Annotated in this window: 21 protein-coding genes and 1 pseudogene; 3 read left to right on the forward strand and 19 right to left on the reverse strand. The window is 61.1% G+C overall.

What is annotated here, in order from left to right:
• Positions 1-69: 69 nt before the first annotated feature.
• The 6 genes from acpP to LT42_RS09175 all read right to left on the reverse strand — a co-directional run bounded on the left by acpP (position 70) and on the right by LT42_RS09175 (position 4058).
• Positions 70-306, reverse strand: coding sequence for an acyl carrier protein (gene acpP, locus LT42_RS09150; RefSeq protein ID WP_016973676.1), 237 nt, complete (start codon positions 304-306; stop codon positions 70-72).
• A 186-nt stretch (positions 307-492) separates the two neighbouring features.
• Entirely contained in the window at positions 493-1230 is a 738-nt protein-coding gene (fabG, locus tag LT42_RS09155; RefSeq protein WP_037011760.1) for a 3-oxoacyl-ACP reductase FabG, read from the reverse strand.
• 15 nt (positions 1231-1245) lie between these two features.
• The gene (fabD, locus tag LT42_RS09160; RefSeq protein WP_037011761.1) at positions 1246-2184 is read right to left on the reverse strand and encodes an ACP S-malonyltransferase; all 939 of its coding nucleotides are present in this window, start codon (positions 2182-2184) and stop codon (positions 1246-1248) included.
• A 138-nt stretch (positions 2185-2322) separates the two neighbouring features.
• Positions 2323-3330 (reverse strand): phosphate acyltransferase PlsX, encoded by a 1008-nt coding sequence (gene plsX / locus LT42_RS09165; RefSeq protein ID WP_037011763.1) that lies wholly within the window; start codon positions 3328-3330, stop codon positions 2323-2325.
• A gap of 4 nt (positions 3331-3334) precedes the next feature.
• A complete protein-coding gene (gene rpmF, locus LT42_RS09170; RefSeq protein WP_003179396.1) occupies positions 3335-3517 on the reverse strand; it encodes a 50S ribosomal protein L32 in 183 nt (60 codons plus the stop codon).
• A 13-nt stretch (positions 3518-3530) separates the two neighbouring features.
• Entirely contained in the window at positions 3531-4058 is a 528-nt protein-coding gene (locus LT42_RS09175; RefSeq protein WP_037011765.1) for a YceD family protein, read from the reverse strand.
• Between the two features lie 106 nt (positions 4059-4164).
• Between LT42_RS09175 and LT42_RS09180 the strand changes: the two genes are divergently transcribed.
• Positions 4165-4743 (forward strand): Maf family protein, encoded by a 579-nt coding sequence (locus tag LT42_RS09180; RefSeq protein WP_037011766.1) that lies wholly within the window; start codon positions 4165-4167, stop codon positions 4741-4743.
• Between the two features lie 66 nt (positions 4744-4809).
• Here the strand turns inward: LT42_RS09180 and sppA are convergent, their stop codons facing one another.
• From sppA to rluC, 3 genes are read right to left on the reverse strand one after another with little or no spacing between them, the layout of a single operon-like run.
• Positions 4810-5802 carry a signal peptide peptidase SppA gene (gene sppA, locus LT42_RS09185; RefSeq protein WP_037011768.1) on the reverse strand — a complete coding sequence of 331 codons (993 nt, stop codon included), beginning with the start codon at positions 5800-5802 and terminating at the stop codon, positions 4810-4812.
• A 7-nt stretch (positions 5803-5809) separates the two neighbouring features.
• Entirely contained in the window at positions 5810-6490 is a 681-nt protein-coding gene (locus LT42_RS09190; protein WP_037011769.1) for an HAD-IA family hydrolase, read from the reverse strand.
• Positions 6480-7439, reverse strand: a complete 960-nt coding sequence (rluC, locus tag LT42_RS09195) for a 23S rRNA pseudouridine(955/2504/2580) synthase RluC (RefSeq protein WP_037011771.1) — start codon at positions 7437-7439, stop codon at positions 6480-6482. The genes LT42_RS09190 and rluC overlap by 11 nt, the downstream gene beginning before the upstream one ends.
• Before the next feature lie 722 nt (positions 7440-8161).
• Between rluC and rne the strand changes: the two genes are divergently transcribed.
• Positions 8162-11494, forward strand: coding sequence for a ribonuclease E (rne, locus tag LT42_RS09200; RefSeq protein ID WP_208855895.1), 3333 nt, complete (start codon positions 8162-8164; stop codon positions 11492-11494).
• 180 nt (positions 11495-11674) lie between these two features.
• On the opposite strand, the gene LT42_RS09205 is transcribed toward rne, so the two are convergent.
• From LT42_RS09205 to LT42_RS09240, 8 genes and pseudogenes are all read right to left on the reverse strand, one after another.
• Positions 11675-12271, reverse strand: a complete 597-nt coding sequence (locus LT42_RS09205) for a nucleotidyltransferase family protein (protein ID WP_037011772.1) — start codon at positions 12269-12271, stop codon at positions 11675-11677.
• Between the two features lie 74 nt (positions 12272-12345).
• Positions 12346-13365, reverse strand: a complete 1020-nt coding sequence (murB, locus tag LT42_RS09210; RefSeq protein ID WP_037011774.1) for a UDP-N-acetylmuramate dehydrogenase — start codon at positions 13363-13365, stop codon at positions 12346-12348.
• 46 nt (positions 13366-13411) lie between these two features.
• Positions 13412-14176, reverse strand: coding sequence for a 3-deoxy-manno-octulosonate cytidylyltransferase (gene kdsB, locus LT42_RS09215; RefSeq protein ID WP_037011775.1), 765 nt, complete (start codon positions 14174-14176; stop codon positions 13412-13414).
• Entirely contained in the window at positions 14173-14358 is a 186-nt protein-coding gene (locus LT42_RS09220; protein WP_003174668.1) for a Trm112 family protein, read from the reverse strand. The genes kdsB and LT42_RS09220 overlap by 4 nt, the downstream gene beginning before the upstream one ends.
• Before the next feature lie 17 nt (positions 14359-14375).
• On the reverse strand, positions 14376-15371 hold the full coding sequence (gene lpxK, locus LT42_RS09225; RefSeq protein WP_037011777.1) for a tetraacyldisaccharide 4'-kinase: 996 nt from the start codon (positions 15369-15371) through the stop codon (positions 14376-14378).
• Positions 15371-15802, reverse strand: coding sequence for an ExbD/TolR family protein (locus tag LT42_RS09230; protein ID WP_037011778.1), 432 nt, complete (start codon positions 15800-15802; stop codon positions 15371-15373). The genes lpxK and LT42_RS09230 overlap by 1 nt, the downstream gene beginning before the upstream one ends.
• Positions 15799-16473, reverse strand: coding sequence for a MotA/TolQ/ExbB proton channel family protein (locus LT42_RS09235; protein ID WP_037013163.1), 675 nt, complete (start codon positions 16471-16473; stop codon positions 15799-15801). Before LT42_RS09235 ends, LT42_RS09230 begins: the two co-directional genes overlap by 4 nt.
• A 136-nt stretch (positions 16474-16609) precedes the next feature.
• Positions 16610-18825, reverse strand: a pseudogene (locus LT42_RS09240) (DNA internalization-related competence protein ComEC/Rec2).
• Positions 18826-18979: 154 nt separating this feature from the next.
• On the opposite strand from LT42_RS09240, the gene LT42_RS09245 reads away from it, so the two are divergent.
• Entirely contained in the window at positions 18980-19501 is a 522-nt protein-coding gene (locus LT42_RS09245; protein ID WP_037011779.1) for a DUF2062 domain-containing protein, read from the forward strand.
• Positions 19502-19666: 165 nt separating this feature from the next.
• Here LT42_RS09245 and LT42_RS09250 read toward each other — a convergent pair whose 3' ends face one another.
• Both LT42_RS09250 and LT42_RS09255 read right to left on the reverse strand, forming a co-directional pair.
• Positions 19667-20446 carry an ABC transporter permease gene (locus tag LT42_RS09250; RefSeq protein ID WP_037011780.1) on the reverse strand — a complete coding sequence of 260 codons (780 nt, stop codon included), beginning with the start codon at positions 20444-20446 and terminating at the stop codon, positions 19667-19669.
• The gene (locus LT42_RS09255) at positions 20443-21375 is read right to left on the reverse strand and encodes an ABC transporter ATP-binding protein (RefSeq protein WP_037011782.1); all 933 of its coding nucleotides are present in this window, start codon (positions 21373-21375) and stop codon (positions 20443-20445) included. Before LT42_RS09255 ends, LT42_RS09250 begins: the two co-directional genes overlap by 4 nt.
• Positions 21376-21549: the final 174 nt, after the last annotated feature.

A 21549-nucleotide genomic window follows, 5' to 3' on the forward strand; every position in this document is an offset into this window, starting at 1 on the left:
TTCAAAGAAAAAACCGCACGCCAAGGGCAGTGCGGTTTCTCCAGGACAGCAAACTACGATTACAAAATCTTACGCCTGGTGGGCAGTAACGTAATCGATAGCCGCTTGTACGGTGGTGATCTTCTCGGCTTCTTCGTCAGGGATTTCGGTCTCGAATTCCTCTTCCAGAGCCATTACCAGCTCAACGGTATCAAGGGAGTCGGCACCCAGGTCTTCAACGAAGGAAGCACTGTTGGTGACTTCCTCTTCCTTGACGCCAAGTTGTTCGGCAACGATTTTCTTGACGCGCTCTTCGATGGTGCTCATACCGTGTTTTAACTCCTAGTGGACAAATTCAGGCAGCTGGCCGATGGGTAAGTGTATAGAAGAGGATTTGCGCATTTCAAGCTAAACGCATTTTCCGCTAAGCCCGACGACCCTCTGCCCCTTAATAGATTTCAGCTTTATAACGGATTTTAGACAGCCCGTATGACATTTTTTCAATACGACTCGTCACATGTACATGCCGCCGTTAACGGGGATTGTAGCCCCGGTAACGTAGCCTGCACCTTCTGAAGCAAGAAAAGCGACAACATGCGCGATCTCTTCTGCCTGCCCCAGTCGGCCCAGAGGAATCTGGGCCGTCAGGGAATCCCGTTGCGCTTCTGGCAGCTCGCGCGTCATGTCGGTGTCGATGAAACCCGGGGTCACCGAGTTGACCGTGACCGCGCGCGACCCGACTTCACGTGCCAGGGCACGGCTGAAGCCTTCCAGACCCGCCTTGGCGGCCGCGTAGTTTACTTGACCTGCGTTGCCCATGGCACCCACCACCGACCCAATGCTGATGATCCGGCCCCAGCGTGCCTTGGTCATGCCACGCAGGACCCCTTTGGACAGGCGGAACAGGCTGCTCAGGTTGGTGTTGATAACGTCATGCCACTCGTCATCTTTCATGCGCATCATGAGGTTGTCACGGGTGATGCCGGCGTTATTGACCAGAATCAACGGCGCACCCACACGCTCGGTGATCTGGGCCAGCGCAGCGGCCACGGACTCGTCACTGCCGACATCCAGCGCCAGGCCGAAGCCTTCGATACCGTTTTCCTTGAAATAGGCGGTGATCTTCTCGGCGCCGGACTCCGACGTCGCCGTGCCGACAACCGTAGCACCGTTACGTCCCAGTTCCAGGGCGATGGCCCGGCCGATGCCGCGGCTCGCGCCGGTGACTAGTGCAACTTTACCCTGACTCATGCAGGCGTCTCCTATTCAGGCCAGCGCCGCGCGAGCGGCGGCGAAGGCGTCTGGGGTATTGAGATTGTGAGTGGTCACGCCATCGGCGCAACGCTTGTTCAAACCGGCGAGGACCTTGCCCGGGCCGCATTCGATCAGGTGCAGGGCACCCTCTGCGGCCAGGGTCTGAATCGACTCGACCCAGCGCACTGGTTTGTAGAGCTGCTGCAGCAGATCGGTTTTCAGCGTGTCGAGGTCAGACACAACGCTGGCGCTGACGTTTTGCACCAACGGGATCTGCGGCACCTGCCACTCAATGGCAGCGATCGATTCGGCAAACCGTTCCGCCGCCGGGCGCATCAACTCGCAATGCGAGGGCACGCTTACCGGCAACGGCAGGGCACGCTTGGCGCCCTTGGCCTTGCAGCCTTCAATGGCGCGCTCGACGGCGGCCTTGGCACCGGCAATGACAACCTGACCGGGCGAATTGAAATTAACCGCACTGACCACTTCACCCTGGGCCGCCTCGGCGCAAGCGGCAATGACCACCGCATCATCAAGACCCAGAATGGCCGCCATGCCGCCCTGCCCCGCCGGCACAGCTTCCTGCATCAGCTGACCACGGCGCTCGACCAGTTTGACCGCGTCCGCGAGGGTCAGGCTGCCTGCGGCAACCAGCGCGCTGTACTCACCCAGGCTATGGCCCGCAACGTAAGCAGGGCGCACGCCGCCTTCCGCCAGCCACAGACGCCACAAGGCAATCGAAGCAGTGAGAATGGCGGGCTGGGTTTTGTCCGTCTGATTAAGGCTCTCTTCCGGGCCCTGCTGAGTCAGTGCCCAGAGGTCATAACCCAGAGCATCGGAAGCTTCTTTGAAGGTATCCAGCACCAGCGGATGCTGCGCGCCCAGCTCGGCCAGCATGCCGAGGGACTGCGAGCCCTGGCCCGGGAAGACAAATGCGACGGAAGCAGACATTAACAAGCCCCTGATTATTCTCGTCAAAAAGAGCGCCCGGCGAGCCGAACGCGAGGTAATTCAATGTGTTGCGATGGAAAGTTGGATGACCCGGCGGTCACAGGCGTCACATTCTAGCGCAAGACTGGCACTCAGGCCCTAAAGCAGCTCCTCCAGACGACCGCGCAAGCGCTGCGGCAGGTTCTCCTGAATCTCGACCAGCGCGCGCTGGATGGCACTCTGAAACCCCTGGGCGTCAGCTGAGCCGTGGCTTTTCAGCACAATCCCCTGCAAACCGAGAAAGCTGGCACCGTTGTGCTGCGCTGGCGCCAGATCGGTCTTAAGCCGGCCCAGCACGGGCCTGGCGATGAGCCCAGCCAGACGCGACAGCAGGTTACGGCGAAACAGCGCCTCGATTCGGTCGCCGATCATCAACGCGAGGCCTTCGCTGGACTTGAGCAGCACATTACCCACGAAACCGTCGCAGACGACGACATCCGCCTCGCCTCGATACAGGCCATCACCTTCGACAAAGCCGACGTAGTTCAACCCTGGCGCCGCCTGCAACAGGCTGGCGGCCAGCTTGACCTGCTGATTGCCCTTGATGTCCTCGGTGCCAACATTCAGCAACGCAACCTTGGGTCGCTTCACGCCCAGCGACTCGGCCGCGACTGAGCCCATCACTGCAAACTGATAGAGCTGCTCGGCGCTGCAGTCGACATTCGCGCCCAGATCCAGGAGCTGGCAGCAACCGCGTTGCGTGGGAATGGCCGCCACCATCGCCGGGCGGTCGATGCCGGGAAGGGTTTTCAGCACAAGCCGGGAAAGCGCCATCAACGCGCCCGTATTGCCGGCGCTCACGCAGGCGTGCGCCTGGCCGTCGGCGAGTTGCTGCAGAGCCACACGCATGGATGAATCAGGCTTGCCGCGCAGCGCCTGCGACGGACGCTCGTCCATGGTGATGACTTCACTGGCATGCACAACGCGCAGACGCGAGCGATCGACACCGGGATGGCGTGCGATGAGTTCTTCAAGGAGGGGAGCGTGACCGACAAGGGTCAGGTGTAGCGAGGGTGTAGCAAGCAGGCAGGCAATGCTGGCCTGAACAATGCTGCGGGGACCGAAGTCCCCGCCCATTGCGTCGATCGCGATGACCGGAGCAGACAAGAAATTACTCGTCAGCGCCCTTGTCGATCACTTTACGGCCACGGTATACGCCTTCTGGCGATACGTGGTGACGCAGGTGAACTTCACCAGTGGTTTTTTCTACAGACAGAGTGCTAGCCTCGAGAGCGTCGTGCGAACGACGCATGTCACGGGCAGAGCGGGATTTTTTGTTCTGCTGAACAGCCATAATTGATTAACTCCTAAACGTTTGGGTCACGCTTTAACTGCGCCAATACACTGAACGGGTTGGACCGCGTTACCTCGTCCTCGCTCGGCTCGGGCTCATTGAGGTCCGCCGGCGGCTGGCATTCTTTCGGATCATGAGTTGGAACAATGGGCAAGGCGAGCAACAGCTCATCCTCGATCAAGGCCAGCAGATCCATGGGATCTTCGCCGAGTTCCAGCACGTCATAGCCTTTCGGCAACGACTGGGTGTTTGCACCCTCCTTCACCACGGCATAACTGCATTCGCTGTGGATGGGAAAGGTGACCAGCTCAAGACAACGCTGGCAAACCATTTTGACTTCGACGTCAATTTCGCTATGGATGACCACAGCGCGTTGCTCGTCTCGTTCAAAAACGAATTTCGCCTGCACCGTACCGAGATTGTCAGCAAGCGGGTCGCAGAGTCTCTCCAAATCAGCCAGCAGCATCTCTCCCTGAAGAGTAGTGCCACGATCAGCTAATTTGCGCGGGTCAACGTGAGGTGGAATCGGGTCATTCAACATAGGCGCAGCATTCTAGGGACGACCCTTTCGACTGTCAAAGGAAATTCAGGCCTGTTCGCAACCTGAGCTGCTGATTACACTCGACTTTCATGTTTCGGAGCAACCCATGCAGCCTCTACTCCTTGCTTCCAGCTCGCCTTACCGTCGCGAATTACTCGATCGGCTGCGCTTGCCATTCGTCTGCGCATCGCCCGACATCGATGAAAGCCACCGACCGGACGAGTCGGCCACCCAGCTTGTGAGACGGCTGGCGCAGGAAAAAGCCATGGCGCTGGCCACACAATTTCCCAACCACTTGATTATCGGCTCGGATCAGGTGGCCGTGTTGGGCGACCGCATCATTGGCAAACCCCATACCTTCGAGCGTGCCCTGGAACAGCTGAAGGCCAGCAGTGGCAAGAGTGTGAGCTTTCTCACCGGCCTTGCCCTCTTCAACAGCCGCACCGGAAAGTGCCAGGTCGACTGCGTTCCGTTTACCGTACACATGCGCCTGCTCGACGATGCGCATCTGCGCCGTTACCTGCAGGCGGAACAGCCCTACGACTGCGCTGGCAGCTTCAAGGCAGAAGGTTTGGGCGTCAGCCTGTTCCAAAGCACAGAGGGGCCCGACGCCACCAGCTTGATCGGCCTTCCTTTAATACGCCTTGTGGACATGCTTATGAATGAAGGCGTCGAGTTGCCTTGACGGCCATAAAAAACCCGACCAGTGGCCGGGTATTTGTCGCGCAATGCATCAGGCCTGCCGGAAGGATCAGCGCATCGAGGGCCCTTTGAACCCCGCCCACATCGCGATTTGCTCGGCAACGCTGGCGCCCATTTTTTTGGAGAAGCGATCAAACGCAGATTCCTGCACGGTGTAATCCACCATCTCTTTCTCGCCGATGATGTCCCGCGCCACGTAGCTGGCACTGCCAAGCCCGTCCACCAGCCCCAAACCGACGGCCTGCTCGCCGGTCCAGACCAGCCCGGAAAACAACTCGGGGTGATCCTTGTCCTTCAAGCGATCGCCCCGCCCTGCTTTGACGCTGGCGATGAACTGCTTGTGCGTGGTGTCCAGAACGCCCTGCCAGAACGCAGTTTCGTCAGGCTTTGGCGGCTGAAACGGATCAAGAAAGGCTTTGTGTTCGCCCGAGGTATACGTGCGACGTTCGACACCCAGCTTTTCCATGGTGCCAACAAAACCGAACCCCGCGGCCGTTACGCCGATCGAACCCACCAGGCTGGCCTTGTCTGCGTAGATCTGGTCAGCGGCGCTGGCGATGTAATACGCACCCGAAGCGCCCAGATCAGTAATCACCGCATACACCTTGATGTCCGGCTTCTGCGCGCGCAGGCGACGAATTTCGTCGTAGATATAGCCGGACTGCACCGGACTGCCACCCGGGCTGTTGATGCGAAGGATCACGCCTTTGGTTTTTTCGTCTTCGAACGCAGCTCGCAAGCTACCGACGATGTTGTCAGCGCTGGCCGCTTCGGTGTCGGCGATCATGCCCTTCACCTCGATCAAAGCCGTGTGGCTGGTACTGCGCGAGCCGCCCTTGCCGAAATCCATCAGAGGCGAGAACAGTGCCAGCGCGCCGAACAGATAAAGAAAGGTCAGCGACTTGAAGAAGATCCCCCAACGCCGCGAACGACGCTGCTCCTGCACACTGGCAAGCAGGGTTTTTTCCAGCAATTTCCAGCTTTTTGCGTCCCCTGTGTCATCGCGCTCTGGCGAAGACGGAGATTTCCATTCGTCCGACATAGATCAATTACCCCAACAGCGAAGTTTCAGCAGCCCGCGCACCCAGCCAGGTGCGCAATTCGGAAAAATGTTTGATCGCCAGACGGGGCTGGTATTCAAGCAGCGAGTCGAGCGGCTGCGCGCCATACCCGACCGCCACTGAGTCCATCCCGGCGTTACGCGCCATCATCAGATCAAACGACGCATCGCCGATCATCAACGCCTTTTCAGGCCTGACGCCACACTGCTGAAGGATCTGATTGAGCATCAGAGGGTCTGGCTTGCTCGCGGTTTCGTCGGCTGCGCGGGTGGCGTCGAAAAAATCGGTCCAGCCATGGGCCTTCAACACCCGATCCAGCCCTCGGCGAGCCTTGCCGGTCGCGACGGCCAACTGATAGCCCTCGGCGCGAAAGGCGTCCAGCGACTCATGCACGTCCTCGAACAACCTGGACGGCTCAACGTCCATGGCCATGTAATGGTCTGCGTAGTGCTGACGAAAATTGATCAGGTCATTGGCAGTGATGTCCGGGTACAGCGTGCGGATGGCCTCCGGCAACCCCAGCCCGATAATGCCCTTGATCGCCACGTCATCGCGCACCGGCCGACCTGCGAGGCGCGCTGCGGCTTGCATCGCCTCGACGATGCGGCCGATGGAATCGGACAGCGTGCCGTCCCAATCGAAGATCAGCAGTTCGTAGTCAGGGCGCAAGCAGCAGTCGCTCCACGATTTTGGCCCACATCTCGTCGACCGGGGCTTCAAGTTTCAGCTCGCCACCATCGGGCAGCGGCACTGTCAGGGCATACGCGTGGAGGAACAGACGCTTGCCGCCAAGGTCACGGATTTCGCGGCTGAAATCTTCATCGCCGTACTTGGGATCGCCGGCGATGCAGTGACCGGCATGCAGCGCGTGCACGCGGATCTGGTGAGTACGGCCGGTGATGGGCCGGGCCTCGACCATGGTGGCGAAATCACCGAAGCGGCGCAGGACCTTGAACAGGGTCAGCGCCTCTTTACCCTCTTCGTTGACCTCGACCATGCGCTCGCCGGAGCGAAGATTGCTCTTGAGCAGCGGCGCGCGGACCTGCTTCTGCGCGGTCGGCCAGTTTCCACGGACCAGCGCCATATAACGCTTGTCGACGCCGTCGCCGCGCAATTGCTCGTGCAGGTGGCGCAACATGCTGCGCTTCTTGGCGATCATCAGTAGCCCGGAAGTGTCGCGGTCCAGACGGTGGACCAGCTCCAGCTCCTTGGCATCGGGACGCAGCTGACGGAAAGCCTCAATAACGCCGAAGCTCAAACCGCTGCCGCCGTGCACCGCGATACCGGCAGGTTTGTTGAGAACGATCAGGCCTTTGTCCTCATGGACAATGGCGGCCTCAAGGCGCTGAAGCAGGCCTTGGGCAACCGGCACGGGCTCGTCGCGCTCAGGCACGCGAACGGGCGGAACGCGCACGATATCGCCGGCCTGAAGCTTGTACTCGGGCTTGATCCGGCCCTTGTTCACGCGCACTTCGCCTTTACGCAAAATGCGGTAAATCAAGGTCTTGGGAACGCCCTTGAGGTACGTAATCAGAAAGTTATCGATGCGTTGACCGGCAAGTTCCGGCGCAACCTCTACCAGCCGGACGCCGGGGGTTGGGGGGGTGATATTTGTCATGGCGCAAATCATAACAATTTTTTATGGATTTGAAGCACTTAATGATTGCTGCTATAGTCGCGAACGCCGCCAAAAGCGGCCTGGACAGCGGACAAACGGTATGACAACCGGCCCTGCCCAACGCAATTCACGAGGGCGCGAGGCCGTCCTACGGGGCTTTCGGTGACAACGGAAGATCAGCAAGCGTAACAAGCGCAGGTGACATGAGGCCTGAAACAAGCCCGATCGCAGAGTGAGTCACTCGCCATCGAGGCCCACGTTCAAGGCCAGTTCACAAAGTGCAGTCGCTGGCAGTCGCTCCGGGCGAATGTTTCGGAAACCATGCCTTATTTGAGCCATGACGCGCGGACTTCCAATGGAGGCTCGCGATAAATGCAACCCGCTGCGGATTCAGCGCGCGGCAGCACCCGAATTATCAGGGATACGTGTGGGGTGGAGACGCACAACCGTCGGACTGTGTAGCACAAGGCTTTATTCAAGACGCTTCATATCGTCCGCTACCGATGGTTGATTCCTCCTCCTGACAAAGCTTTTGCTGACAGGGTGTCATTTGTCACCACAGCAAGCAGGAACGTCGTCGCGACTCGGCCCCGCTGGCCGAACCTCGTTAGACACTGGAGTGTTCAAGCACTCCTGACGTGCCCTGACACCGACCGTGAGAAGTCGTGTGTGCCGAACGCCGTTTCCGGCAGCCCGGAAACCGACGGTACTACATGAAAAGAATGCTGATTAACGCAACTCAACCCGAAGAGTTGCGTGTTGCGCTGGTAGACGGCCAGCGCCTATACGACCTGGACATCGAATCCGGGGCCCGCGAACAGAAGAAGGCCAACATCTATAAAGGCCGGATCACGCGTATCGAACCCAGCCTTGAAGCCGCGTTTGTCGACTTCGGCTCCGAGCGTCACGGCTTCCTGCCGCTGAAAGAAATCTCCCGCGAATACTTCAAGAAGTCGCCCGAAGGCCGCGTCAACATCAAGGACGTCCTGAGCGAAGGCCAGGAAGTCATCGTTCAGGTCGAGAAAGAAGAGCGTGGCAACAAGGGCGCAGCCCTGACCACCTTCATCAGTCTGGCCGGCCGTTACCTGGTCCTGATGCCAAACAATCCTCGCGCCGGCGGTATCTCCCGTCGTATCGAAGGCGAAGAGCGCAACGAACTGCGCGAAGCGCTCAACGGCCTGATTGCTCCAGCCGACATGGGCCTGATCGTTCGTACTGCCGGCCTTGGCCGCAGCAGCGAAGAAATGCAGTGGGACCTCGATTACCTGCTCCAGCTGTGGACCGCGATCAAAGAGGCCTCCCTCGACCGCTCCGCGCCGTTCCTGATCTACCAGGAAAGCAACGTCATCATCCGCGCCATCCGCGACTACCTGCGCCAGGACATCGGCGAAGTGCTGATCGACAGCGTCGAAGCCCAGGAAGAAGCGCTGACGTTCATCCGTCAGGTGATGCCGCAGTACGCCAGCAAGATCAAGCTGTACGAAGACAGCGTTCCGCTGTTCAACCGTTTCCAGATCGAAAGCCAGATCGAAACCGCCTTCCAGCGTGTCGTCGAACTGCCTTCCGGTGGCTCCATCGTTATCGATCCGACCGAAGCACTGGTGTCCATCGACATCAACTCGGCGCGTGCCACCAAGGGCAGCGACATCGAAGAAACCGCGCTGCAGACCAACCTTGAAGCGGCTGAGGAAATCGCCCGTCAACTGCGTCTGCGTGACATCGGCGGCCTGATTGTCATCGACTTCATCGACATGACCCCGGCCAAGAACCAGCGCGCTGTTGAAGAAAAGGTCCGGGAAAGTCTTGAAGCCGACCGCGCCCGTGTCCAGGTCGGTCGCATCTCGCGCTTCGGCCTTCTGGAAATGTCCCGTCAGCGTCTGCGTCCGTCCCTGGGCGAGAGCAGCGGCATTGTCTGCCCGCGCTGCAACGGTACCGGCATCATCCGTGACGTTGAGTCGCTGTCCCTGGCGATCCTGCGCCTGATCGAAGAAGAAGCGCTGAAAGACCGCACTGCCGAAGTGCGCGCTCAAGTGCCGATCCCGGTCGCCGCGTTCCTGCTCAACGAAAAACGCAACTCGATCACCAAGATCGAACTGCGCACCCGCGCCCGCATCATCATCCTGCCGAACGACCACCTCGAAACGCCTCACTTCGAAGTCCAGCGTCTGCGTGATGACAGCCCTGAAGCGCACAGCCTGCAGACCAGCTATGAAATCGCCGCGGCGGCTGCCGAGGTTGAAGAAGTGGCTCCGCCTGCTGCTGCCACCCGCACGCTGGTTCGCCAGGAAGCGGCCGTCAAGACCGCTCCAGCGCGTGCCAATGCGCCGGTCCCGGTCGAGGCCGCTGCTCCGGTCGCGCCCGCCCCTGCTCCGGTTGCCCACGAGCCAAGCCTGTTCAAAGGCCTGGTGAAATCGCTGGTCAGTCTGTTCGCCAGCAAGGAAGAGCCAGCCGCACCGGCTGCCGTGGTCGAAAAGCCGGTTGCCGAGCAGCGCCCTGCACGTAACGACGAGCGCCGTAACGGCCGTCAGCAGAGCCGCAGCCGTAACGGCCGCCGCGACGAAGAACGCAAGCCTCGTGAAGAGCGTGCGCCGCGTGCCGACCGTGAAGAACGCGCTCCGCGTGAAGAACGTGCTCCACGTGAGGAACGCGCGCCTCGTGAAGAACGTGCACCGCGCGAGCCACGTGAAGCCCGTGAAGAAACCACTGCACCACGCGAAGAGCGCCAGGCCCGTGCCCCGCGCGAAGAGCGTCAGCCACGTGCACCGCGTGAAGACCGCAAGCCGCGTGAAGAGCGCGTGCGTGAACTGCGCGAGCCACTGGACGCCGCATCGGCTGTCAATCTGCCCCGCGAAGAACGCCCTGAGCGCGCGCCGCGTGAAGAACGTCAGCCGCGTCCACCGCGTGAAGAACGTCAGCCGCGTGCCGAACAGGCTGCCGTTGCCGCCGAAGACGAAACGTTGCTGAACAGTGAAGAGCAGCAGGATGACAATCAGGAGCACGCCGAAGGCGACCGCCCTCGTCGTCGTTCGCGCGGTCAGCGTCGTCGCAGCAATCGTCGCGAGCGTCAACGTGATGCCAATGGCAACGAAATCGAAGGCACGGAAGGCTCCGACGCTTCCGAAGCCAACGACGGTGAAGGCCATGAGCACGCTCAGACGTCCCACGACGAAGTGCACGCCAATGCCGACCGTGGCGAAGTTGCCGCAGGTGCAAGCGTTGCTGCTGTAGCGGAGCGTGTCATCAGCGCCACCGCCGAAGCCGATGCTCATCGTCAGGCTGAACGTGCGAATACCTCTGTTGAGGCCAGCGCAACTGAAGCCGCTCCGGTGGCTCAGGCCAACGATGCAGCGCCAGAAGCGCCTGCCGTCGAGGCACCTTCCGCAGAAACCAAGCGTTCGGTGATGCCGGAAGTGGAAGTCGCAACATTCGACGCCTCTTTGAGCCCGTTTGAACGTCAGGTCAAGGCAGCTGCCGAAGCCGAGTCCACCGAGACGCCAGTTGCCGCAGAAGCGCCGGTCGTCGTCGAAGTACCGGCGGCAACGGAAATACCTGCACCTGTGGCCGTAGAAACGCCAGCACCTGCGCCTGCTTTCCAGGCCGTTGAAGTGGCCGCTTCGGAGCCTGTGCACGTTGTCGAACCTTTCAAGGTTGCAGAGCCTTCCCAGATCGAAGAGCCGGGCAAGGCTGCAGAGCCGGTGCAGGCGAACGTGTCTGAAATCGATGTTCCGAAATTCGCCGAGCCTGTTGTACAGCAGCCAGTGGCGACCGAACCGGCCATCGACGCAGCAGCCCAGACCGCTGCGCCGGAGATCGTCGCCGCGCCCGTCGCGGTCGAGCCTCCCCAGGCGCCGGCGGTAGAGCCTGTAGCTGAAGAGAAGCCAGCGCTGCCTATGGCGAGCAATGGCCGTGCACCGAACGATCCTCGTGAAGTGCGTCGCCGTCGTCTGGAAGCCGAGCGTCAGCAGAAAGAGGCGCAAGCCTCGAATGCTGCGCCACACGCTCAAGCCGAAGCTGCAGCACGTGCCGAGCACGACGAGCCAAAGCCGCTTGTTTAAACGGCAGTAGCTACACGGCAGTAGCTACACGGTCGTAGCTACACGGTCGTAGCTACACAGGCGTAACTACGAAAGCCCCACCTGTGAAAGCAGGTGGGGCTTTTTTTCGCCTGGGTTTTGTTAAGGCTTGGCGCATGGCACACCCGGCTCGGCGGATGGCCGTTTTATGCATTGGAGGGATCAGCGGGACGGAAAAGTCAGCGCAGCGGGAACGTCAACGTCCCAAAGCACGCCAGGGTCGTCGACCTGGACTTCATGGATGCGCGCATTCTGGAAAAGCCGTTTTGCGCCCTTTTCACCTGCCAGCGTCATGAGCGCCGGACCGAACAGGCGCCCGAAAGTGACCGGATGCCCATAGCGCCCGCCATGTACCGGCACGCTGATGGCGTCGTCTGCCACTGAGCCTGCGACCTGTTCGAGCGTTGTAGCGTGAATAAAGGGCATGTCGCCCAGCGCAATCAACCAGCCGCAATGGGCCGGCTCTGCAGACACGGCAGCAGCGATGCTGTCGCCCATGCCCGGAGAATCCAGTAGCACCACTTCACAGCCGTGGCGCAGGCCCAGTTCGGCGACGCTGCAGTAATCCGAGCGGGTCAGAAGTACAGTTTTTGCAGCGACGGGACGGACATTGACCAGCACCTGCTCCAGCACCGATCGCTCGATGCCGTCACGACCAATACATTGAGCGAGAAGTTTGTTGCGATGCTCACCTGCAATCTTGCGATAGCGGCTGCCAAGCCCCGCCGCCAGAACGATCGCACACAGGGTTTCACTCATGTTCTGCCCTCTCCGTCCAAACGCTCACTGAAACCCGGCTGAAGACCGCTTGAGCTCGGCAAGAACAGCCTGGCTCAATACAGGTTGGGTTCCATTTCCAGGGCGACACCGAAGCGCTCCAGAATGTCCGACTGGATCCGCTGCGCGAGTGCAAGCAACTGCTTGCCTGACGCCTGGCCATAATTGACCAGCACCAGCGACTGCAGCGCATGCACGCCAGCGTCACCCTCGCGAAACCCTTTCCATCCGGCATGCTCGATTAACCATCCTGCCGCGAGTTTGACCTGCCCGTCAGCCTGCGGGTAGCCGACCACGCCCGGCCAGGCGCTTTTGATGAAGGCGAACTGCTCCGCGGGCACCAGCGGGTTTTTGAAAAAGCTCCCGGCGTTACCCAGCGTCGCTGGATCCGGCAGTTTTTCGCTGCGGATGGCGCAGATCGCGCGGCTCACATGCATGGGCGAAGGCTCCCTGATGCCCTGCTCTTCCAGGCGCTGCCGGACCGGGCCGTAGTCCAGGTGCAGGCTTGCGGAAAAGCTCAGTTTGAAGCGAACCCGCAGGATGAGCCATCGGTTCGGTTGCTGCTTGAACACACTGTCGCGATAGCCGAACGCACAGTCGGCCAACGTGAATTCGCGCAGCTCACCGTTGTGCCGATCCATCGCAATGAGGCTGTGGAAAACGTCCTTGAGCTCCACGCCGTAGGCGCCAATGTTTTGCATCGGCGCAGCCCCGACGGTGCCAGGGATGAGACTCAGATTTTCCAGCCCGGCCAAGCCCTGCGCGAGCGTCTCCAGAACGAAAGGATGCCAGGGCTCCCCCGCTTCGGCTTCGACAATCGCACCGCCGCAATCCTCGTGGGTGATCCGGGTACCGCGACTGGCCATGCGCAGCACAAGCGCATCGACGTCGCGGGTGAGCAGCAGATTACTGCCGCCGCCGATGACCATCAGCGGGAGATCGTGGCTGGCCGAGTATGCGAGGGCCTCGCGCACATCGTCGTCGGTGAACGCCTCGGCGAAGTGCCTGGCGCTCACCTCGACACCGAACGTGTTGTACGCCTTGAGGGACACGCTCGTCTGCACGTTCAGGCTCATGGGTGCATCCGCATAAACATTGGGAGATCAAACAGCGGGACGCTCATCAAACCTCCAGCAGCCGCCGAACGCGCTCGAGGTCTTCGGCGGTGTCCACGCCTGCCGGCGGTGCTTCCAGGGCGTCGGCCACGTGGATGCGCACGCCGTGCCACAGCGCACGAAGTTGCTCGAGGTTTTCGGTGTTTTCCAGCCAGCAAGGGCCCCAACTGACGAAGTCATGAAGGAAGCCTGCGCGGTAGGCATAGATGCCGATGTGGCGGCGGTACGGCACGCCTTCGGGTAACACTTCGCGCGTCAGGGCCAGCGCATCGCGGGCCCAGGGCAACGGCGCGCGGCTGAAGGTCAGTGCCAGCCCGTTGATGTCCGAGCACACCTTGACCACGTTCGGATTGAACAGCGACGCCACGTCTTCGATGGGCTCGGCAAGCGTCGACATGCGCGCCTCAGGGTGCGCCGCGAGGTTGTCGGCGACCTGATCGATCACTGCCGGTGGAATCATGGGCTCATCACCCTGGACGTTGACCACAATCGCGTCGTTGGCCAGACCCAGCTGGGCGGCCACCTCTGCGAGGCGGTCGGTCCCGGAGTTGTGGTCATCCCGGGTCATCAGCACTTCGGCGCCAAAGGCCTGACAGGCTTCAACAATACGCGGGTCATCGGTAGCAACCACCACGCGCTGCGCACTGCTTTTACGCGCCTGTTCCCAGACGTGCTGGATCATCGGCTTGCCGGCAATGGTTTTCAGAGGCTTGCCGGGAAAACGACTGGAGCCATAACGCGCCGGGATGACAACGGTGAAGGCCGCAGTCATTTGTCCAGACGCTCGTCAGTGGTCAGCGTACGCGCTTCGCTTTCAAGCATGACCGGGATGCCGTCGCGAATAGGATAGGCCAGGCCGGCGCCCTTGCTGATCAGCTCGGTTTTGTCGGCGCTGAGCTTGAGAGGACCTTTGCAGATCGGGCAAGCAAGGATGTCGAGCAATTTGGTGTCCATAAGAAATCCTGAGCGAGTCATGGCAAAAGACGGTTTAACTGCGAATCGAACCAACTGACAAAGGCGGGAGAAGGCACGGCTTCTACCGCCAGGTACCACCAGTCTGGCGCGGCGAAGGGCGCACATTTGACTGCGTCCTTCTCGGTCATGACCACCGGCAACGAAGGGCTGAATGAAAGCGCCTGCGCAGTGAACACGGCATGGTCGGCGAACGCATGGGGAACAGGCCGCCAGTGTAGCCCTTCGAGGGTGTTGAAGAAACGTTGCGGGTTACCGATGCCCGCCACCGCATGAAGCGCCTGGCCGGGCGGAAAATGATCGACCGGCTGGCGTTCACCCGTCAGCAGGTTGACCAGCGCCGAAGGCTTGAGTCGAAATCCGTAACCATCGGCTTGATCCGTTGCCGCGCCGTTATACAGCAGCGCATCGACGCTCTGCAGTCGCTCCACGGGTTCGCGCAACGGACCGGCCGGCAGGCAACGGCGATTGCCCAGCCCGCGAACGGCGTCGATGAGCACCAGTTCCAGGTCACGGGCGAGGCGGTAATGCTGCAGGCCATCGTCGGAAAGAATGAGATCGAGCGGCTCCTGCGCCAGCAACGCACGCACCGCTTGCGAGCGATCCGGGTCAATCATCAGCGGGACGCCGGTGCGATTGACGATCAGCAGCGGCTCATCCCCCGCCTGCTCGGCAGGCTGTTGCGGATGCACACGCCAGGGCAGGCTCGGCGGCCTGGCGCCGTAACCCCGACTGACCACGCCGACCCGCAGCCCGCGTGCCCGACAGTAATCGATCATCCAGAGAATCAGCGGCGTCTTGCCGGTGCCCCCGATGGTGATATTACCGACAACGATGACCGGCACCGGCGCCTTGTAGCGCTCGCTCTGGCCTGCAAGAAACCGTGCGCGTTTGCGGTTCACCACGCGCCGGTAGAGGCTTTCGAGCGGGCGCATCAACGCCAGCGCCGGATGGCCTTTGTACCAGGCGTCTAGCAATCGGTCGGTGAGTGCCATCAGTTAGCCGATGCGGCCTCGACGGTGGTCATGCGCAAGTGGGCAAACCCCATTTTACCGGCGGCATCCATGGCGGTGATGACCGCCTGATGGGGTGTCTTGCCGTCAGCGCTGATCGACAATGGCAGGCTGGTGTCGCCTCCCGATTCCTTTTGCAAGGCGTCGATGAGGGTATCAAGTTTGCTGTCGGCCAGCAGGGTATTGTTCACCGAGTAGACGCCGTCGGCGTTGATGGTGATGTCCAGGTGCTTTTTATCCACATCATCCGCCGAGGCACCGGTCACCGCCTGCGGCAGGTCCACACGCAGCTGGGTTTCCCGAGTGAAAGTGGTGGTGACGACAAAGAACAGCAGCAGAATAAAGACCACGTCGATCAGCGACACCAGGTTGATGTCGATGGTCTCCCTGGGCTTGCGACGGCGGAATTTCACTTCTTCTTGCCCTCGCCACGCGCGGCAGCTTTAAGGTCCGGCTTTGCGTCGGTGAGGTCGACGTCACGGTCGCCCTGCACCACTTCCACCAGCTTGATGGCTTCCTGCTCCATACCGACGACCAGTTCGTCGACCCGGCTTTGCAGGTAGCGGTGGAAGAAGATTGCAGGGATCGCGACCGTCAGGCCCGAAGCGGTGCAGATAAGCGCTTTGCCGATGCCACCGGCCAGCATCCCGGCGTTGCCGGTCATGCCGCTGCTGGTAAACGAACTGAAAATGTCGATCATGCCGAGCACGGTACCCAGCAGCCCCAGCAATGGGGCCATGGCCGCGATGGTACCGAGTGTCGCCAGGTAGCGTTCGAGGTCGTGAATGACCCGGGCGGCGGCTTCCTCGATGCACTCTTTCATGATCTCGCGACCGTGCCGGGAGTTGGCGAGGCCGGCGGCAAGGATTTCACCCAGCGGCGAATCGGCGCGCAGTTCCTTGAGTTTCTCGGCGCTCAGCTGTTTGTCCTGGATCCAGCGCCAGACCTGACCCAACAGATGCGGTGGCGTGATGCGACTGGCGCGCAACGTCCAGAGGCGCTCAATGATGATTCCGACGGCGGCAATGGAACTCAAAATGATCGGTAGCATCATCCAGCCACCTGATTTGACCAGCTCCCACACAGCGACCACCCCCCGAAAAAAAGTGGTGCCACTCTAACATAGCGTCGGCCCCTCGCCGAACGTGTCGATGAATAACCAGCCCTCTTTCACTCTTGCCTGCTGCACCCCTGTAGGCCACGCCGGCCAGTCATGCCGGTTAGTCACGCCAAAAGCGTCGCGTGCTGCGCTCGGCGCTGGCGGCCTGATAAGCGCCAAGCCGCACGGTAATAGCGCCCCGCTCGGCACTGTCGTGGATTGCCATGCCGGACCAACCATACCTGGACACAACCAGTGGATGGGGGTGACCGAACGCATTATTGCGGCCTCGGGAAATCAGCACCCCGTGCGCCCCGACAGCCCGCAGAAAAGCACGAGACGAGGAGCTGCGGCTGCCGTGATGCGGGGATTGCAGCCAGTGCGCGCTGACGTTGAATACGTCGTTGAGCATCGCGCGTTCTGCGTCGACATCGATATCGCCGGTCAGCAGCAGCCGTTCCCCGTTGGCCTCGACGCTGAGTACGCACGAAGCCTGATTGCCCTCTTCAGCGTGCTCCCAGATCCAGGTGGCGAACGTCACCTCATTCCAGGTCCATGTTTCTCCGTTGCGACAGGCCTGCGCCGACAGCTCAACGGGCATGCGTGCAATGTCTCCCGCCAACACGCGTTTTACCGGCACGCCCTTGAGTATGGCTGCGGCGCCACCGGCGTGGTCGGAATCGGCATGGCTGAGCAGCAGCGTGTCCAGCTGTTTCAGTCCGGCTCGGCGAATGGCCGGCAAGACCACACGCTCGCCAATATCGAAGTCACCGAAGCGCGGCCCGGCGTCATACAGCAGGGCGTGATCGCGAGTGCGCAGCAGGATCGCCAGGCCTTGGCCGACGTCCAGCTGCAGCACTTCAAGCTGACCGACAGGCACGCTCTTCTGGGGCGGGAACAGGCACAGCAACAGCATGGGCCAGCCCAGTGGGCGCAGCGGCAGGCCGCGGGGCAGCAACAACAGCAAGGCCCCAAAAGGCTCAGCGGCCAGACCCAGGGCGGGACGTGCGGACCTGTCCAGGCCGGAACGAGATCGGCAGCGAACACGAGAAAGCGAAACAGCCCTTCCATCGCCCCGCCTGCCAGCCACAACAGGCTTTCGCCCACGGGCGCGATGGCCAGCAGCAACGTGCCGAGCAGCGCCAGCGGCAAAATCAGCAGACTGACCCATGGCACGGCCAGCAGATTGACCACCGGGCCGCTGATGCTCACGGGCAGGTTCAACGCCAGCAACACCGGCAACAAACCGACTGCGATCAGCCACTGCGCCCGGCTCCAGCTCTGCAGCCAGCTCCACGGACCGAGCCGTGCGCTGAAGATCAACATCAGGATCGCTACCGCCAGAAAAGACAGCCAGAAGCCGGGACGCAGGCTGATCAGCGGTTCCGCGATCAGCACCAGATTGAGCGCCAGCAGCAGCGGCCACGTCGTGCCCAGATGGCGGAAGCGCAGGCGCCACAGCAAAACCAGCCCCAGCATGATGCACGCGCGCTGGACCGGCACCTCCCAACCCGCCAGCAACCCATAGGTCAGCGCGCCTATAAACGCAGCGATGCAGGCTGAGGGTAGCCACGGCAGAAAAGTCGGCCATGCGCCCCAGCGGGCCAGTCCGGCGACAAGTCCGTACAGCAAGCCGGCCAGCAGGCCGATATGGGTGCCTGATATCACCAGCAGGTGAACGGTGCCGGTGGCCTGCAGGGCTTGCCAGTCAGCGGAGCTCAAACCGGAATCATCGCCAAGCACCAAGGCAGCCAACCCGCCCTCCCGACCCTGCGCGTCGACTTCCAGCAGACGCTGACGAACACCGTCGCGCCAGTTGCCCTCGGCAGGCTGGAGCAGGTGGCCGTCGACCACGGTGCCGGTTGCGCCAATGCGCTGGGCCAGTAGCCAGGCCTGATAATCGAACCCGCCAGGGTTGACCAGACCGCCGGGGCGTTTGAGTTTGACCGCCAGACGCCACAGCTCGCCGCTGCCCACCGCCGGGCCACCGTACCAGCCAATGCGAATCTGCTGCGGCAGCCGCGAACGGCGGGAGACAGGGTCGTCGAGCTGAAACCGCACCACGCCATCAATCGTTTGCGGCAGACCGGCCACGCGGCCTTCCAGCCAAAGGGTTTGCCCGTCGAGCCGCTCGGGCAGACGATCATCCATCGCCGCCTTTGCCGACACGCAGGCCCACGTCAACCCGAACAGGAACGATGCCAACGGATACGTGCGAAACGGCAGCAGCATCAGGGCCACGACGGGCATCAGCAGCAACAACCAGACCGGCGGTAAGGCCGGTAGAAAACGCAACGTCAGTAATCCGAGCGCGAGCGCAATCATCCCTGTGCGCATGGGGCTTTCCTTGTCTGCGGGTGAAATCGACTCCCATGGCTTAGCTGATGCTGAGGTGCACGCGCTTATTAATTGTCACAAAGTCTGAATTTCCGGCGGCGACTATCCGTGCATACTTCCCCCCAATTTCCCGCCCACCTCGCCGGATTCCCGTATGCCACGCCACCTGATCAAGCGGTACATGCCCGATCCGAACAGCATCCGGGAACACAAATCCTTACGTTTTCTTGGCCGGCTCCTGCATGACCCCAACCTGTGGCACCTCAATCGACGCTCGGTGGCGCGCGCGATGGGGATCGGCCTGTTCGCCGCCTTGATGCCGATGCCGCTGCAAATGCTGCTGGCCGCCGTCCTGGCGATCTGGGTACGGGCCAACCTGCCGATTGCCGTGAGTCTGTGCTGGCTGACCAATCCGCTCACCATGCCGCCGGTGTTTTATTGCACTTACAAAACCGGTGCGGTGCTGATGGGTCTGCCACCCAGGCATTTTCCGGACTCGCTGAGCTGGGACTGGATCAGCGGGCAGCTGTCCACGCTGTGGCAACCCTTTTTGCTGGGATCAGTGGTAATGGGAGTCGTGCTGGGGCTGGTGGGGTACTTCGGAACGATGGCCTACTGGCGCTGGTGGGTCGGGCGGCAGTGGAAGGCGCGCCGGCAGCGGCGCAAGGTGGTTTAGGGGAGGTTCCCAGCAAATCCGGGAGTGGCCGGAGGGCTCCACCTTGCTCGCGAAGAGGCCAGTACACTCGCTACATATTCAGCGCGTGTAACACAGCCTTCGCGAGCAAGCTCACTCCCACAAAGGGTTGCGCACTCGTTAGCGAGTCCGCGAGATGCCTGCAGATTACTGACGCATCCCGCGCCCGCTCACCAGCAAGCGCGCACATGCCACGTAGAGCACGATGGTCGCAACGACCATGAACGCCAGGGCGATGCTGATCTTGATGTCAGACACGCCGAGGATGCCGAAGCGAAATGCATTGACCATGTGCAGCACCGGGTTGGCCAGCGACACGGTCTGCCAGAACGGCGGCAGCAGGTTGATCGAATAGAACACCCCGCCGAGGTACGTCAACGGCGTCAGCACGAACGTCGGGATGATCGAAATATCATCGAAATTGCGCGCAAACACGGCATTGATGAAGCCAAGCAGCGAGAAGATCGTCGCCGTCAGCAACACCACGATCACGGTGACGCCCAAATGGTGCACCTGCAGATCGGTGAAGAACATCGACAGGATCGTCACGATGACGCCCACTGCCAGCCCGCGCAGCACACCGCCAATGGTGTAGCCGATCAGGATGGTGTGAGGCGAGACCGGCGAGACCATCAACTCCTCGACCGAGCGCTGGAACTTGGCGCCGAAGAAGCTGGACACCACGTTGCCGTACGAGTTGGTGATCACTGACATCATGATCAGACCCGGCACGATGTACTGCATGTAGGTGAAGCCACCCATGTCGCCAATCTGCCGGCCGATCAGGTTGCCGAAGATCACGAAGTACAGAACCATGGTGATCGCAGGCGGCAGCAGGGTCTGCGGCCAGATCCGCATGAAACGCCGGACCTCGCGGTAGACGATGGTGTTCAGGGCAATCAGATTGGGGCGCAGCTCCGAGCTCATATCGCCACCTTTGCCAGATTCTTTTCGACCAGACCCACGAACAGCTCCTCAAGGCGGTTGGTTTTATTTCGCAGGCTCAGCACCTGAATGTTCTGCAGCGACAACTGACTGAACAGCGACGTGATGCCGATGGTTTTGTCGACTTGCACCTCAAGGGTGTGGTTGTCCACCAGCTGCACCGGATAGCCGTTAAGCTGAGGTACTACCTGCAACGGATCGCGCAGGTCCAGCAGGAAGGTCTCGACATGCAACTTGTTGAGCAGCGTCTTCATGCCGGTGTTTTCGATGATCGTGCCATGATCGATGATGCCGATGTTGCGGCACAGCTGCTCTGCTTCTTCGAGATAGTGCGTGGTCAGAATAATGGTGATGCCTTTCTCGTTGAGCTCGGTGAGGAAGGTCCACATCGAACGGCGCAGTTCGATATCCACGCCCGCGGTGGGCTCGTCGAGGATCAGCAGGCGCGGCTCATGAATCAGCGCACGGGCAATCATCAGGCGGCGTTTCATGCCACCGGACAGCGAGCGCGAAGGCACGTCGCGCTTGTCCCACAGGCCGAGTTGAGTCAGGTACTGCTCGGCACGCTCCTTGGCGATTTTCGGAGGAATGCCGTAATAGCCGGCTTGGGTCACGACGATGTCGAAGGTTTTCTCGAACTGATTGAAGTTGAATTCCTGAGGCACCACGCCAATCGAGCGTTTGAGCTGCGCCGGGTTACGGTCCAGGTCGTTGCCAAAGATATTCACCGTGCCGGTGGTCTTGTTCACCAGCGTCGAGATGATCCCGATGGTGGTGGATTTGCCGGCACCGTTGGGGCCGAGCAATGCGAAAAAATCACCCTCGGCGACGTCCAGATCGATGCCCTTCAGGGCCTGGAAACCGTTGCCGTAGGTCTTGGTTAGCTGCCGGATGGACAGGGCTGAACTCATGACTGAACACACACCAATAAAATGAAAAGGGGATGATGAACGAATACAAAGTGCAGTCGCCGGGCTGATGCGGGCGCTGATGTTTCACGCGCCGCGCCTCGGATTGCCCTGCGCGGTGACCGCCATTTTGCTGGCCGATGTCGCCCAAGTACAACGACATCGGTTGATAGTCAG

The sequence above is a fragment of the Pseudomonas lutea genome (genome assembly GCF_000759445.1).
GTDB classification, from domain to species: Bacteria; Pseudomonadota; Gammaproteobacteria; order Pseudomonadales; family Pseudomonadaceae; genus Aquipseudomonas; species Aquipseudomonas lutea.